The sequence below is a fragment of the Bacillus haynesii genome (genome assembly GCF_014042035.1).
In the GTDB taxonomy this organism is placed as follows: domain Bacteria; phylum Bacillota; class Bacilli; order Bacillales; family Bacillaceae; genus Bacillus; species Bacillus haynesii.
In genome coordinates this window covers 3,815,285-3,829,992 of sequence record NZ_CP059494.1, presented here as the reverse complement: position 1 = coordinate 3,829,992, position 14,708 = coordinate 3,815,285, and the positions used below count along the sequence as shown (strand labels likewise).

Genomic DNA, 14,708 nt, shown 5'->3' with positions numbered 1-14,708 from the left:
GGTTATTCGAATCCGTGAACCATTGTGTCAGGATCCGGACCGACGCGCTCATCTTTGTTAAGAGCGTTGATTTTTTCGACATCTTCCGCTGACAATTCAAAGTCAAAAATGTCGGCATTTTCAATAATGCGGTGTTCTTTGATTGACTTCGGAATGGTGACGACTTCACTTTGCAAATCCCAGCGCAGGATGACTTGAGCGACGGATTTGTTGTATTTTTTAGCGATGTCAGTCAGCACCTGATCATCGAGGAGTTTTCCCTGCATGAGCGGAGACCATGCTTCCACCTGAATGCCCTGCTTTTTGCAGTAGTCCCTAAGCTCAGCCTGAGTCAGCCGCGGATGGAATTCAACCTGATTGACCATCGGTTTAATTTCCGCATCTTCCAATAAGCTTTCCAAATGGTGCACATTGAAGTTGCTGACGCCGATCGCTTTCACTCTGCCGTCTTTGTACAGCTTTTCAAGCGCGCGCCACGTATCTTTATATTTGTCTTTTCCAGGCCAATGAATCAAATATAAATCAAGGTAGTCAAGGCCGAGTTTTCGAAGGCTTTCATCAAAAGCCGCCAATGTTTTTTCATATCCCTGGTCACTGTTCCATACCTTTGACGTGATGAAAAGCTCTTCGCGGGGAACGCCTGATTCTTTAATCCCTTTGCCGACGCCTTCTTCATTTTGATAGATAGCGGCTGTGTCAATGCTCCGGTATCCGTTTTTAATGGCTGCTTTCACAGATTCAACGACTTGGCTGCCTTCTTCAACTTTGAAAACTCCAAGTCCAAACCATGGCATTTTCACACCGTTATGTAATGTTACAGTGTCCTTTAAACTGCTTACCATTTTGAACGACCACCTTCCTTTTTTCTAGATGCTTTTTAAACGCACCGCTTTTATTATCTCACACTGGGTGGATTTTACAAAACAACTTGCTCAACCGGCTGTATGAGCCAAAGCGAGCGCTCCTGTGATTCCCTGATCGTCGCCGAGACCCGGCGGCACGATGTATTCTTCAAGATCAGGCAGGTCGACATATCCGTTCATATATTCGGCAAGCTTTTTGCGAATCAACGGGAACAGCTGCTGCTGCTTCATGACACCGCCGCCCATGATGATTTTTTCAGGGCACAGAATCAAAATATATTGCATGAGAGCCTGTGCTAAATAGTCGGCTTCAAGCTCCCAAACTTCCTCGTTTTCAGCCAAATCCTTGCCCTTTTTCCCCCATCGCTTTTCTAGCGCCGGACCCGATGCCATCCCTTCAAGGCAGTCCTTGTGATACGGACAGATTCCTTCAAACGTATCCTGCGGATGCCGTCTAATGAGAAGGTGACCCATTTCAGGATGGAGCGTGCTCTGCACGAGCCGGCCGCCGACAATCGCTCCTGCTCCAATTCCTGTGCCGACTGTAATATACAAGCAGCTTTCCAAGCCTTGCGCCGCTCCTTTCGTCAGCTCGCCAAGCGCGGCAGCGTTTACATCAGTCGTAAACGAAACCGGAATGCCGAGCCTTTTTTCCAATTCGGGAATAAACGGGTACCCCTTCCAGGCTAATTTCGGCGTATTGGTTATGTATCCGTAATCCTCTTTATCTTTTGCAACGGATATAGGTCCAAAAGAACCCACCCCCATTGATGTGAGCTGATATTTGCTGAAGAAATCGGTCAGCTTTCCAATGGTCTCCTCAGGCGTCTCTGTCGGGATCGTCAGCCTGTCTATGATTTCTCCGTTTTCTGTTCCAACTGCACAAACAAACTTTGTGCCTCCTGCTTCTATTGCACCGTAATGTTTCATCCTCTCGGCTCCTTTTCATCTGTTTGAACTGCTTTAATTGAATCATAAATCAGACAATGAAAGAAAGCAATCACACTGAACACTGATTCACCGGAGCATGGGGGCTTTTGACGCCCCCGGAATACTGCTTCCCGAAAATGTGGCAGTTTTCAAACAACTGCCGCGTTAAAAACATTCCCTTAAAAAGGCTTCTGACCGCTTTATGGCAACCGTGAAAAAGAGGTTTTTTAAAGCCCGGCACGAAGCTTTAATAATGAGGAGGGATATCATGAAGCATCCATTCCACAATTTCCGTTCTTTATTCCCGATATTGTCTGATCATGTTCACCTTGCCGCATGCTCTGGAAGCGCGCTGGCTCTGCCTGTTGCCAAAGCGATTGATGAGTATCAGAACGGCCTTTTAACTTCTGGTGCAGACTGGAAAGCACATCTCGGCAAGATAGATGAGGCTAAGGAAAAATTCGCCCGGCTGATCGGCGCCGAAAAAGAAGAGATAGCCGTTTTGCCGTCAGTATCTGACGCTGTGGCTGCTGTTGCCGCTTCATTGCCGCAGCCATTGCACCGAAGGCAGATCGCCTTCACGGATATCGATTTTCCTGCTGTCGGCCAAATTTGGCTTGCGCAAGACCGCTTCAAGGATCACCTCATCATCATTCAGAGCGAAGACGGAATGATCAACTTGGAACAATACGAAAAAGACGTTACCGATCAGACGCTCTTGACGTGTGTACCTCATGCCGGCTATCGGAACGGGTTTAAGCAAGACATAAAACAGATTGCCGAGATTGTCCATCAAAAAGGGTCGCTTTTATTCGTCGACGCCTATCAAACCGCCGGCCACATTCCGATTCATGTCAAAGACATGGATATCGACATCCTTGCCGCGGGGACGCGCAAATACATGCTCGGCATTCCCGGAACAGCTTTTTTGTATATGAAACGCGAACTTTGCGGACAATTTGAGCCAAAAACGGCCGGCTGGTTCGGAAGGAACACACCATTTGCCTTAAATTCAGGCTTTGCGGAAGGTGCGAAACGCTTCGAGTCGGGGACACCGGCATTTATCAGCATTTATGCGGCAGACGCGGCATTGAAGCTGCTGCTTGAAGCAGAGCCCGACAGGATCGAGCCCTACCTGCGGCAGCTCGCGGCATTCTCTTTGCAATACGGTGCGAAAAAAGGGCTGAAGATCAAAGGACCCGGGACCGTACATAACAGAACAAGCCTGATCTCGGTGTATGCCGAAGAAGCGGGCCGTATTGAATCCCTCTTGCGGGAAAAACATATCATCGTCTCAGCACGAAACAACATCATCAGAATAGCTCCGCATTTTTACAACACAAAGGAGGAAATAGGGTTTGTGATGGATGAGATCGCGGCACTCTTGGGCTAAGCCGGCTTCAAAATAGACAGAATGCGATTTTTTCCTTAAACTATAAAAAAACAATTTTCATCAAGGAATGAGACAAATTGGAGCTTTATATTGACGGATTAGAAGAGCAGAGGAAGCCTTCGCGCCGAAGCGCCTTGTTTGCCATTTTGGCTGTTTTGCTTGCGTCCGCCATTACCATTGGATATATCGTGTATACGCATTTTTACTCGATGAATCATCTGCCGAAAGGAAATTGGTTTCAGTCTTCCGCTTCGCCGAATCAAGCATACAACCTGAATTTGTATAGAGTGAATCAAGGCGGGGGAACGAACTCCCCTTCTGTCAGGGGGGAATTGACAACGGTTGCCACCGGTGAACGAAAGAATATCTATTGGGGATACGAAGAAGAACATGCCAAAATCGAATGGCAAGACAAATACCATGTGTCCATCAACAACAACGTGCTGGACGTCAGGACTGATATATATGATGGAAGAAGAGAGTGACAGCGTCACTCTCTTTTCGTGTACATATCATTTGAAACACCGTTTAAAAAGTGCGTTTCCTTTCCAAGAGAAAAGAGATGGAGCTCATGCATCGCCCTCGTGCACGCCGTATAAAATAAAGTCCGCTCTCTTTCCTTTTTGTATTGCTTTTCAGAAGCGTCATAAATGACGACGGCATCAAATTCGATTCCTTTTGCCAAATAGACGGGAATGACGACCGCGCCTTTTTGAAACGTTCTCGTTTCTTTATCGATCAGTTTAAGCTCTGTATGCTGCTGAAGATGCCGGAACGCATCCCTGCATTCCCGGACGGTTTTACAGATGACTGCAATCGACTCAAGTCCTTCTTTTTGAAGGGCAGTCATAAGGGAAGCCATCTCTTTATGGTGTGCATGAGAGTCGGCTGATATTGTCAAAGTCGGTTTTTTGCCGTTCCTGTTAAAGGCTTCGATCTCTTCGCCCCCTTCGATGATGTGCTTTGTCAATTCAACAATTTCTTTCGTCGACCTGTAGCTGCGCTTCAAGGTGATGATCTCCGTTTTTTCGCCTTCAAACACACCTCCCGATAGAAGCGTCTTGTCGTGATAGGAATGGGCAAGAATTGCCTGATTTAAGTCTCCCAGCATCGTGATGCTGCACGCTGGAAACAAGCTCTTCAAAAAAGCAAGCTGAAAAGGCGTGTAATCTTGGGCTTCATCGATGAATAAATGGCGGATTGCCATGTTTTTTCCCCCGCCTTTCAGCTGGTTTTTCATATATAAAAAAGGGACGGCATCTTCATACGGCAGCTTCTCAAAACGAAAGCTTTTCTGAGTGAATGTGCAAATGCTTTGCCAGTCATCAGGCCGCGTTTGCGGGGCATAGCGTCCGGAAAAAAGCTGAAGGTATGTTCCCTTAAAATCAATAAAGCCGAACGCTTTTACCGCTTGCTTGAGCGGTTTGAACTCCCTTTCGGCAATGATGGCGGCGAGGAGGTTTCGTTCCCTTTCATAATCGTCAAATGTATTCTCCGTAAAGCGCTGTTCCTCCTGAAGACGTTTATAGGCCTTTAAGTATTCCTCTTTATCCAGCAGCTCGCTTTCTTCGATGACCCAGTCTTTTTTTCTTTCTTGGCGTTCATATTTGTTCAGCAGCTGTAACAGCCATTTTCCCGTTTGTTCAATCCGGTTGGACAGCGTGTCTTCATGATCAAGAGCAGCGAAAAATTCCCGTATCTGATCGCTTGTGATGATCCTTTTTCCGCGAAAGGCGATATGTTTAAACACCAGATCCAGATGCCCTTTTGCCAAACATTTGACATAATCATCGATAATGCCTTTGAAGGCCAGACTGGATTTCAATTCAATCGATTTCATCCGGATGCGCTGCTTCTCATCGTCTGAAGCGGTTAAACAATATTCGAGCTGATCGAACGGAGTCTCGCACGATACCTGCTTTCCAAGGCGACTCGCCACAAATTCCTGGAACGTCGTCTGCTGGATGTTTTCCTCTCCGAGCTCAGGCAGAACATTGGCGACATAGCTGTTAAAAAGCAGGTTTGGAGAGAATAGCAGCATCTGGCTCGACTCGATCTGCCCGCGGCCGCGGTACAGCAAATATGCGGCCCGCTGCAATGCCGCCGACGTTTTTCCGCTGCCCGCCGCTCCCCGAACAATTAAAAAGCGGCTTTTTTCGTTCCGAATAATTTGATTCTGTTCTTTTTGGATCGTAGCGACGATGCTTTTCATCTGGATATCGGCCTGCTGCCCCAGCACTTCCTGAAGGACTTCATCCCCAATCGCCATATCCGTATTAAACATCGCTTTCAGCCGGCCGTTTTTGAAGAGAAATTGCCTTTTCAGCTCAATCGTTCCCCTGACCGTCTCGTCCGGAACTTCGTATTGAGCCGCTCCGGGACCATAGTTGTAAAACAGACTGGAAATTGGCGCTCTCCAATCATAAATTAAAAACCGCTCTTCTTTTTCATCCATTAAAGAGGCGAGTCCGATGTAGACGGATTCAGCGTTTTCTTCGCCGTCCTCCAAAAAATCTACGCGGCCGAAATAAGGCGACTCTTTCACTTTTAACAGGTTTTTCAACTGGCTGTAAAATTGCTTATGGCTCCTTTCCCTTTCAGCCAAAACCTCAGCCTGCTGTTTAATGCTAAAAAATGTTTCAACCGCTTCATTTTCATCGGCTAAGTTTACGGTGACATCGCTCCAGAAATGTTTCCGTAAATCGATGATATCCTCCTTCAATCCGCCGGTCTTTCCCTTTAGAGAATGAAGCTTCTGATCCAATTCCTTTAAAACAAGCCGGATTCGTTTTTCCTCTTCCAGCCATTCCTGACCGTTTTCCTGCACGCTGACCACTCCCTAAAAAGATTTGACATCTAAAAAGATTCATGATAAAATAAAATTGGATAATAATATAATAATTGAAATTTTATGTTAAAATACACTTCATCTTATCATATAACCTTTGGTCAAATCAATATAAAAAGCCGATTTTTCAATCAACGAAAAATCGGCTTTTTTTCTATTTCAGCTGTGGGACCGCAACGAACGGTTCGGCAGCTTCCAGTTAAACATGTACGAACATACACGGCAAGCGACCAGCAAAGCAAACAGGATATACAACGTGAGCGGCTTCTCCGCCCAGCCCATGCCGATAATGAATCCGCCCAAAGCGGCCCAAACGGCGTAGATCTCGGTTTTCAGCACAAGCGGCTTTCTTCCGGCCAAAAGGTCACGGATCATTCCGCCGCCGCTTCCTGTTAAGACCGCCGCAACGATCACCGCGCTGACCGGATGATTCATGTGAACGGCATAAAGCGCTCCCTGTATCGCAAATGCGGCAAGACCGATCGCGTCTGAAAAGCTCCCCCAGGTGCTCCAATGCTTTAACAGGAGCTTCGGAAACAAAAAAACGATCGTGATCGACACAAGAGCGATTAGAAACAGACTCCCCTGCTCCCACAAGGCGGACACCGGGACTCCGATGAGCAGATTTCTGATCGCCCCTCCGCCGAACGCCGTCACAATCCCCAATATATAAACTCCTAAAATATCATACTCTTCTTCCATTGCAACGATCGCTCCGCTGATCGCAAAAGCGACGGTTCCGATGATGCTCAACACTTCCCAAGCCATCTAAGATGTCCTCCATACTAAACTTCAATCTTTTTGATTTTATAACTTCTACAACCTTTAAATCAACCCTATCTGAATCAAAATATCTTATAATATAGAAAGACGTTTTTAAAGGGGTGGAAACATGGAACAGGAGATCATCATCGAAAAAGCGAAAGCCGAGTGGGCGCACGAATTTGAAACTGAAAAACAGCGGCTCACGGATGTCCTCGGAAAAAAAGTTCTCGGAATCGAACACATCGGCAGCACCTCTGTTCCCGGCCTTGCTGCAAAACCGGTGCTCGATCTGATGGCCGGCATCAACAGTCTCAGCGAAGCTTCAGCATGGATCAAACCGCTTCAGCAGCTCGGTTATGAGCATGTATTTCACGAAGCCTTCCCGGCCAGGCGCTTTTTTCGAAAAGGAATGTGGAGGGCAGGCACACACCATCTGCACGTATACGTTTTTCAAAGCGAAGAATGGAAAAATCAGCTGAGATTCCGAAATTATTTAAGAAAGCACTCCGTCGAACGGCAAGAATATGAAACATTGAAAAAAACCTTGGCGCGGCGTTTTCCATATGACCGCACCTCCTACACAAAAGGAAAAGAGGCGTTCATCACAGCTTTGATTGAGAAAGCAAAACATTTGGAAAGGAGCGGCCCGCATGCTGAAAAAGACAAAACATAAATTGCTTACAATAGCCATCGCCTTCATTATGGCGGTTTTGTTATACTACTATGTCCAAGTCACGAAGTGAAAGCTGGTATTATACGTGCAAGGCCATTCGGACCGTTTTGAGGATATGCCCTTCAAAGTCTTCATCATATTCGGAGACATCCTCAAAACCCTTCGCCTTGTAAAAGTTTTTTCCGGTGCGGTTTTCTTTTTCAACCTCTACAAAGATCTTTTTCACTCCCTCCAAATGTTTTATCCCCTCTTCCAGTAATGCGGTTCCGATGCCTTTTCCTTGGTATTCCGGAGCTAAATAAATGGCCGCGAGATAGGCTTCCCCTCCTTCTCTGGCAAAGGAGTAGTTGGCAAAGCCGACGATTTTTCCGTCCGCTTCTGAAACGAGCATTAACGAGTGTTCCAAACGCTGCTGCATTCTCTCATCATTGTACGCTTTCTGCAAAAATTTCTCTTGAATATCGAAAGGGATTATCCCTTCATACGTATGATTCCAGCTTGTTTTGGCAATCCGCTGTACTTGACGGATGTCTTGCTTTTTCATTTTACGAATCTTAAACTCCACCCTCATCATCCTTCTCATCCATTTGATAATTTCCAAATATTATAACATTTATTCTATTGAACATGTAAAAAAAAAAGCATTGTCAGACAATGCTCTTTTTACTCGTCTTTCCCCTTGAGAAAGCACATAAAAATGATAATCAAAATAAATGCAATAAGGGCGAGAAACGGAATCGTGATGAAACCGAACCAATTGATATACTGCCCTGAACAAGGCACTCCTGTGACACACGGTTTAATGCCGTTGAATCCGGGAATTTTTTGTTCCATGTAATGCATCAGGGAAATGCCTGCGCCGATCACCGCCATCGGCAGCACGTATTTTTTCACGCGGGCATCGCCCTGAAATGTCGCAATTCCGAGGATCAGCACGAGCGGATACATCATAATCCGCTGATACCAGCACAGTTCGCAAGGAATGAATTTACGGATTTCGCTGAAGTACAAGCTGCCTAGCGTCGCCGTTAATGAGACGATCCAAGCGCCGTACAGAAAAAACAGTTTATTTTTCATCAGACTGGCCTTTCAGCTCTTTGTCGATCGTTTCTTTGATTTTGTCATAATCAAACGGTTTGTCGATTTTTATGCCGTTGACAAAGATCGTCGGCGTCGAGTCTACACTGTATTTGCTGATGAGCGAATTGTCCGTTTTTAATTGCTCAGAGAACGTTTTGTCATTTAAGCTGCTGACAAGCTTATCGCGTTTGATTTTCGTATTCGCTTCCGTGATGTCCGCCAATTTTGCAGGTGTCGCCCACTCGTTTTCCATCGTGTCATTGTCAGGCTGTGCTTTGTACAGTGCTTCATGGAATTTCCAGAATGAATCCGGATCTTCCTTCCATACTTGCTCGGAAGCGAGGGCGCTCAATTCAGAGCCTCTGCCGTGCTGTTCATTGACGAAGTTAATATATGAAAAATTAACTTGATCTTTATCGATGTAATCCTTTTTCAAATCCGGAAAGACGGTCTCAGTCCACTGTTTGCAGCTGGGACATTTGTAATCTCCGAATTCCGTGATCGTTACAGTCGCATCTTTGTTGCCTAGAAGCGGCTGTCCTTCAGTTGAAGGCTTGTCATCAAAGGTTTGCGAAGCATTTTGGGTTTGATTGTTGATTACGACAAGTGCGCCGATCAGAAAAACGACCACGACTGTCATAATCACTGCAAATTTCATCGGTGACTGCTGTTTCTTCTTCACTTAGACACCTCATTATTCTTATTTTTTAGTATGCCAGTTTGATAACCTCTTTCATTTTAACAAGACAAGCCGCATTCGTGAAGATGCTAAAAAAGGAATTTCCAATTCATTAGGTGGTAAAAAAGTTACATTTCTTTCACTTTTAATACCCTCATCGCATTTAAAACGGCCAGAAGGGTAACACCGACGTCTGAAAAGACGGCTTCCCACATCGTCGCGATACCAAAAGCACCCAGGATGAGAAAAATGCCTTTAACACCGAGTGCAAAGATAATATTCTGCCAGACAATCGTTCTCGTCCGCTTGGCAATGTTGATGGCTTCAGCAATTTTTGAAGGCTGATCGGTCATGATCACAATATCAGCCGCTTCGACTGCCGCATCAGAGCCGAGGCCTCCCATGGCAACTCCGATATCCGCTCTCGCCAAAACCGGCGTATCGTTGATGCCGTCTCCTGCGAAAAGCAGCTTTTCTTTTGGAAGCTTTTGCTTGTCAAATGCTTCAATGCGGTCCACTTTGTGCTGCGGAAGAAGCTCTGCATGCACTTCATCAATGGACAGTTCCGAGCCGACCGCCTCGCCGGTTTCTTTCGCGTCGCCCGTCAGCATCACCGTTTTTTTAATACCCGCTTTTTTCAAAGCAGAGATCGCACGCTTGGCATCCTCTTTGATTTCATCTGCGATGACAATCGAGCCGATAAACGTATCGCCGGCGGCTACATAAACAACGGTTCCAATTTCGCGTTCCTCTTGATACTGTATACCGGCTTTCTTCATGAGCTTGGCATTGCCGGCCAACATGACGGCTCCGTCTACAACCGCTCTGACGCCGAAGCCGGCCGTCTCACTGTAATCCTTGATGCGATCCGCTTGGACTTCCTTCCCGTATGCTTCCCGGATCGACTCGGCGATCGGGTGGCCTGAGAAATGTTCGGCAAGCGCCGCATATTCAAGGAGTTCATCTTCTTTGACACGGCCTGCCGGCGACAGTTTAACAACGGCAAATTCGCCTTTTGTTAAAGTGCCTGTTTTGTCAAAAACGGCGTATTTGACATCATTCAGCGCTTCTAAATAATTGCCGCCTTTCACGAGTATACCTGCTTTTGACGCCGCTCCGATGCCACCGAAAAAGCCGAGCGGAATGGAAACGACGAGCGCGCACGGACAAGAAATGACCAAAAAGACGAGAGCGCGGTACACCCAATCCGACAGCATGGCGTCGGAAATGATCAGCGGCGGGACGAAAGCGAGAAGAAGCGCGACTATGACAACAAAAGGTGTGTAGTACTTGGCGAATTTGGTGATAAAATTCTCTGTTTTCGCTTTTCTGCTGCTGGCATTCTGGACGAGGTCAAGAATCTTTGAAACGGTTGATTCACTGTATTCTTTGTCCACTTCCACTTCAAGCACGCCGTTTTTGTTGACAAATCCGCTCAGTACCTCTGCGCCTGGCGCGGCTTCTCTCGGAACGGATTCTCCGGTTAATGCGGACGTATCGACAAGCGATTTGCCTGCTCGCACTTTGCCGTCAAGCGGCACTTTCTCTCCGGGCTTGACGATGATGACATCGCCCGCTTTGACCTCATCGGGAGATACTTTGACCGTTCCGCCTTCTGTTTGAAGATTGGCATAATCGGGACGAATGTCCATCAAATCGCTGATCGATTTCCGGGAGCGGCTGACCGCGGCTCCCTGGAACAGCTCGCCTATTTGATAGAACAGCATAACCGCCACACCCTCGGGATACTGCTGAATAATAAATGCACCCAGAGTGGCGATCGTCATTAAAAAGTGCTCATCAAAAACCCGGCCGCGAAAGATGTTTTTGACGGCCCTTAATACGACATCACCGCCGATGATTAGATAAGCAAGGAAAAAGAGAAGCCACTCAGCTGCGGACCCGCCGGGAAGCAGAAAGCCCGCCGCACCGAGAACGGTTCCTGCAACCAGTCTTGCAACCGTTTTTTTAAACCGTCCATCGCCTTCGGAGGGAGCCTGTTTTGTCCCTTCCTTCAACGTCACATTGACGTGCGGCTCAATCTCGGTTACTTTTTTCTTTATTTTTGAAGGAATGTCTTCGCCGCTGTTTTGGTCGACTTTGACAGTCAGCGTGCTTGTTGCAAAATTGACAGAACACGCTTCAATCCCCTTCATACCGGCTATTTCATGCTCGATTTTTTGTGCGCAATTGCCGCAGTCGAGACCGTTTAACATGTATTCCTGCTTCACCTTTTCCATCTCTCTCACCTTTCTTTTTCAGCGCCGGGCTTTATTTTATATATGAGCATATACGCATATATTATATACCCTTATTATATGCTTCATCCGAAAAATGTGTCAATCGATCTTTGTTCTCATACGCATCAGGGCTGTTTCCGTGTTTACCCTGCTTTTCGCTTGTGCAAAACTCTGCTGGCATATCGGAAGCGATGCCCAAATATACTTAGTTTAGCTACTAAACTAACAAGCTTTTTGCATAAGGAGTGAACGTTTTTGAAAAAATCGTCTCTGATGAACATCTGCCTCGCCTTTCTTCTCGTTTTTTCGGCAGGCTGCAAAAGCGGCAACGACACCGGCACCGGCGCAAAGCATGCGGAAGAAATAAAAGTCTGGGATTACTTCACCGGTAAGCAGCAGGAGCTTTATCATGAGCTTGTCGAACAGTACAATCGGTCTCAGGACCGGTACAAAGTTGTAACGGAGTACATTCCTTTTAATGAAGTGAAAAAGCAGCTGTCTGTCGGGGCAGCCGGCAATGCTATGCCTGACGCCGTTTTCCTTGACAATGTCGACAATGCCTCATTCGCCGCCATGGGCGTGCTCGAAGATTTGACGGAGAAAATCGATCAATGGGGGCAGGATGACCAGTTTTATGAGGGGCCGCTATCATCAGCCGTATATGAAGAGAAGTACTACGGCATCCCTTTCGCAAGCAACGCGCTTGCCTTGTTTTACAACAAAGACCTCTTGAAGGATGCAGGGATTTCCGAGCCGCCTGAAACGTGGAGCGACCTGAAAAAAGCAGCGAAGAAAACGAGCAAAGGCCAAACGAAAGGATTTGCCCTGTCAGCTGTCAAATCAGAGGAAAGCGCTTTTCAATTTTATCCGTTTCTTTTGTCTTCCGGAGCAGATCTAAAACAACTGAATTCAAAAGAAGCAGCCTCTTCTTTGCAGTTTTTAACGGACCTGGTAAAGGAAGGCGCAATGAGCAAGGAAGTGTTAAACGCCACCCAGGATGATCTGGCCAGACAGTTTGCAGCAGGTCAGCTCGCCATGATGATCAACGGCTCCTGGAACATTGAACGGCTGAAAGAAGCCGGGCACTTAAATTACGGAATTACCTATATCCCGAAAGATCAAACATTCGCTTCCGCCCTCGGCGGGGAAAACATTGCGGTCGTTAAAGGAAAAAACACCGACGGCGCCTGGGATTTTATCACTTGGCTGATCGACCCTGAGCGGCTCGAAACGCTGACAGTGGAAACAGGTGTATTCCCGCCGCGTAAGGATTTGCTCGAATCATCCAGCCATTGGAAAACAGATGACAATTTAAAAGCCTTCATTCCGATCATGGAGATCGCATCAGCCCGCGGCCCTTCGAAAGACTGGCCGAAAATTTCGGAAGCTTTGCAGACGGCCCTGCAGGAAGCATTGAGCGAAAGCAAAACGCCGAAAGAAGCGCTGGATGAGGCCGCACAAAAAATCAGTGCCTTAAACTAGCTTTAAGCGCACGAAGGAGTTTTGACATGATCAGAACCATCGTCCGTAAATGGGAAGGGTACTTCTATTTGTTTCCGGCAGTTCTTTTTATGCTTGCTCTTATCGGTTATCCTCTCATCTACAACATGATTCTCAGCTTTCAAAACGTGTCGCTTGCAAATATAGCCTCACAGGATATCAGTTTTATAGGAATCGACAATTATCAGCGGCTTGCCCAGGATAAAGTATTTTGGGCATCTATAAAAAACACGCTGCTTTACACGGCCGGAAGCGTCGTTTTTCAGTTTGCAATCGGCTTTTTGCTCGCTTTGTTTTTCAGCATGAAGTTCCGGCTTGCCCCGTTTCTCAGGGGATTGATGATGGTGAGCTGGCTCATTCCGCTGACGGTTACGGCGCTTTTATTCAAGTTTATGATGGCTTCAAATGAAGGAGTGTTCAATCAACTCCTCCTATCATGGGGAGTGATCGACAATCCAATCCCCTGGCTGTCAGACCCGAACATTGCCATCTGGTCCGTTATCATCGCCAACATCTGGGTCGGCATTCCCTTTAACATGCTGCTCATATCCGCCGGTCTCAGCTCCCTTCCGGAAGACGTCTATGAAAGCGCAAGCCTTGACGGCGCAAATGCTTTTCAGAAATTCATCCATCTGACCCTGCCTTTATTGCGGCCGGTAATCACTGTCGTCATGATGCTCGGCTTCATTTATACGTTCAAAGTGTTCGACCTTGTGTTTGTGATGACTGGAGGCGGCCCGGTGCACGCAACTGAAGTCCTGTCAACCGTCAGCTACCGCTACTCCTTTGACGAATTTCAATTCAGCATGGGAGCAGCAAGCGCCAATGTCCTGTTTTTTATTCTTCTTTTGGTCAGTCTTGTCTATTTGCGGCTGATCAAAAAAGATGAGGTGATGTCATGAAAACGAAGCAAAAGGAATGGCTCTTTAACATCATCGGCGTCCTCATTACGGCCGGCTTTTTATTCCCCGTTTACTGGATGATCGCCACGGCTTTCAAAAGCGATGCAGAATTGTTTAAAACACCGCCTTTATTGTGGCCCGAGACATTCCGGACGGCCGGTTTTGAAGCTGTGTTCACTTCAGGCATCGCCGGATACTTTTTGAACAGCCTGCTGATTTCCGGGACTGCTGCCGTCATCGTTCTCATATTGGCCGTTCCTTCCGCCTACGGCTTGGCGCGCTTTCGGATCAAGGGCAAAAAAATGTTTATTTTACTGTTTCTCATCACGCAAATGCTGCCTGCCACCGTTGTTTTGACTCCGCTGTTTATCGCCTTTAATCAACTGAACATGTTAAATACGTATATCGGACCGATTTTGACGGGGGCAACGCTCGGTGTTCCTTTTTCGGTTTTAATGCTCAGAACCTTTTTTCTCGGAATCCCCAAGGACCTTGAGGATGCGGCCAAAATCGACGGCTGCAGCCGTTTTACCGCATTCATCCGCATTATTTTGCCTATCAGTGTGCCCGGGATTGCCGTCAGCGGAGCGGTTTCCTTCTTTTTCACATGGGGAGATTTGATTTACAGCATGACATTCAACCGAAATCAGGAGCTGTGGCCGCTGACGGCCGGCATTTACAATGTGATCAGCCAATACGGAATCCAGTGGAATGATCTGATGGCATTTGCCGTTTTATCGGTTCTGCCTGTCATCATCATTTTTATACTGCTTCAAAAGCAGCTTGTGAAAGGACTTATCAACGGATCCATCAAGTAAAAAGAAAGGGTGTTTTC

14 protein-coding genes are annotated in these 14,708 nt (G+C 46.8%); 6 read left to right on the top strand and 8 right to left on the bottom strand.

Features of this window, described 5'->3' with window-relative positions; translation table 11 throughout:
• Window positions 1–2: 2 nt before the first annotated feature.
• Entirely contained in the window at window positions 3–842 is an 840-nt protein-coding gene (locus H2R00_RS18915; protein WP_154995236.1) for a glyoxal/methylglyoxal reductase, read from the bottom strand.
• Between the two features lie 90 nt (window positions 843–932).
• Complete coding sequence (locus tag H2R00_RS18910; RefSeq protein ID WP_182070067.1) at window positions 933–1,793, bottom strand: ROK family protein; 861 nt, start codon at window positions 1,791–1,793, stop codon at window positions 933–935.
• A 268-nt stretch (window positions 1,794–2,061) separates the two neighbouring features.
• Between H2R00_RS18910 and H2R00_RS18905 the strand changes: the two genes are divergently transcribed.
• Both H2R00_RS18905 and H2R00_RS18900 read left to right on the top strand, forming a co-directional pair.
• Entirely contained in the window at window positions 2,062–3,186 is a 1,125-nt protein-coding gene (locus H2R00_RS18905; RefSeq protein WP_182070066.1) for an aminotransferase class V-fold PLP-dependent enzyme, read from the top strand.
• 77 nt (window positions 3,187–3,263) lie between these two features.
• A complete protein-coding gene (locus tag H2R00_RS18900) occupies window positions 3,264–3,671 on the top strand; it encodes a DUF5412 domain-containing protein (protein ID WP_154995242.1) in 408 nt (135 codons plus the stop codon).
• A 5-nt stretch (window positions 3,672–3,676) separates the two neighbouring features.
• Here the strand turns inward: H2R00_RS18900 and helD are convergent, their stop codons facing one another.
• Together helD and H2R00_RS18890 are read right to left on the bottom strand one after the other, a co-directional pair.
• The gene (gene helD / locus H2R00_RS18895; RefSeq protein ID WP_182070065.1) at window positions 3,677–6,013 is read right to left on the bottom strand and encodes an RNA polymerase recycling motor HelD; all 2,337 of its coding nucleotides are present in this window, start codon (window positions 6,011–6,013) and stop codon (window positions 3,677–3,679) included.
• A 180-nt stretch (window positions 6,014–6,193) separates the two neighbouring features.
• A complete protein-coding gene (locus H2R00_RS18890; RefSeq protein WP_076788851.1) occupies window positions 6,194–6,802 on the bottom strand; it encodes a trimeric intracellular cation channel family protein in 609 nt (202 codons plus the stop codon).
• Window positions 6,803–6,926: 124 nt separating this feature from the next.
• Here H2R00_RS18890 and H2R00_RS18885 point away from each other — a divergent pair, with 124 nt between their 5' ends.
• Entirely contained in the window at window positions 6,927–7,472 is a 546-nt protein-coding gene (locus H2R00_RS18885; protein ID WP_182070064.1) for a GrpB family protein, read from the top strand.
• Window positions 7,473–7,551: 79 nt separating this feature from the next.
• Here the strand turns inward: H2R00_RS18885 and H2R00_RS18880 are convergent, their stop codons facing one another.
• The 4 genes from H2R00_RS18880 to H2R00_RS18865 all read right to left on the bottom strand — a co-directional run bounded on the left by H2R00_RS18880 (window position 7,552) and on the right by H2R00_RS18865 (window position 11,471).
• Window positions 7,552–8,037, bottom strand: coding sequence for a GNAT family N-acetyltransferase (locus H2R00_RS18880; RefSeq protein ID WP_182070063.1), 486 nt, complete (start codon window positions 8,035–8,037; stop codon window positions 7,552–7,554).
• Window positions 8,038–8,135: 98 nt separating this feature from the next.
• Window positions 8,136–8,549: a disulfide oxidoreductase gene (locus H2R00_RS18875; protein WP_048350388.1), complete on the bottom strand. Its 414-nt coding sequence runs from the start codon at window positions 8,547–8,549 to the stop codon at window positions 8,136–8,138.
• Window positions 8,539–9,234 (bottom strand): thioredoxin domain-containing protein, encoded by a 696-nt coding sequence (locus tag H2R00_RS18870; RefSeq protein ID WP_154995250.1) that lies wholly within the window; start codon window positions 9,232–9,234, stop codon window positions 8,539–8,541. Before H2R00_RS18870 ends, H2R00_RS18875 begins: the two co-directional genes overlap by 11 nt.
• A gap of 125 nt (window positions 9,235–9,359) precedes the next feature.
• Complete coding sequence (locus H2R00_RS18865; RefSeq protein WP_182070062.1) at window positions 9,360–11,471, bottom strand: heavy metal translocating P-type ATPase; 2,112 nt, start codon at window positions 11,469–11,471, stop codon at window positions 9,360–9,362.
• 255 nt (window positions 11,472–11,726) lie between these two features.
• Here H2R00_RS18865 and H2R00_RS18860 point away from each other — a divergent pair, with 255 nt between their 5' ends.
• From H2R00_RS18860 to H2R00_RS18850, 3 genes are read left to right on the top strand one after another with little or no spacing between them, the layout of a single operon-like run.
• Entirely contained in the window at window positions 11,727–12,953 is a 1,227-nt protein-coding gene (locus H2R00_RS18860) for an ABC transporter substrate-binding protein (RefSeq protein WP_182070061.1), read from the top strand.
• Window positions 12,954–12,979: 26 nt separating this feature from the next.
• Window positions 12,980–13,873, top strand: coding sequence for a carbohydrate ABC transporter permease (locus H2R00_RS18855; protein ID WP_154995256.1), 894 nt, complete (start codon window positions 12,980–12,982; stop codon window positions 13,871–13,873).
• On the top strand, window positions 13,870–14,691 hold the full coding sequence (locus H2R00_RS18850) for a carbohydrate ABC transporter permease (RefSeq protein WP_182070060.1): 822 nt from the start codon (window positions 13,870–13,872) through the stop codon (window positions 14,689–14,691). Before H2R00_RS18855 ends, H2R00_RS18850 begins: the two co-directional genes overlap by 4 nt.
• Window positions 14,692–14,708 lie beyond the last annotated feature (17 nt).

Coding starts and splice junctions, on each gene's coding strand:
- H2R00_RS18915 (WP_154995236.1), bottom strand. CDS start 842: ATGGTAAGCAGTTTAAAGGACACTGTAACATTACATAACGGTGTGAAA.
- H2R00_RS18910 (WP_182070067.1), bottom strand. CDS start 1,793: ATGAAACATTACGGTGCAATAGAAGCAGGAGGCACAAAGTTTGTTTGT.
- H2R00_RS18905 (WP_182070066.1), top strand. CDS start 2,062: ATGAAGCATCCATTCCACAATTTCCGTTCTTTATTCCCGATATTGTCT.
- H2R00_RS18890 (WP_076788851.1), bottom strand. CDS start 6,802: ATGGCTTGGGAAGTGTTGAGCATCATCGGAACCGTCGCTTTTGCGATC.
- H2R00_RS18885 (WP_182070064.1), top strand. CDS start 6,927: ATGGAACAGGAGATCATCATCGAAAAAGCGAAAGCCGAGTGGGCGCAC.
- H2R00_RS18875 (WP_048350388.1), bottom strand. CDS start 8,549: ATGAAAAATAAACTGTTTTTTCTGTACGGCGCTTGGATCGTCTCATTA.
- H2R00_RS18865 (WP_182070062.1), bottom strand. CDS start 11,471: ATGGAAAAGGTGAAGCAGGAATACATGTTAAACGGTCTCGACTGCGGC.
- H2R00_RS18855 (WP_154995256.1), top strand. CDS start 12,980: ATGATCAGAACCATCGTCCGTAAATGGGAAGGGTACTTCTATTTGTTT.
- H2R00_RS18850 (WP_182070060.1), top strand. CDS start 13,870: ATGAAAACGAAGCAAAAGGAATGGCTCTTTAACATCATCGGCGTCCTC.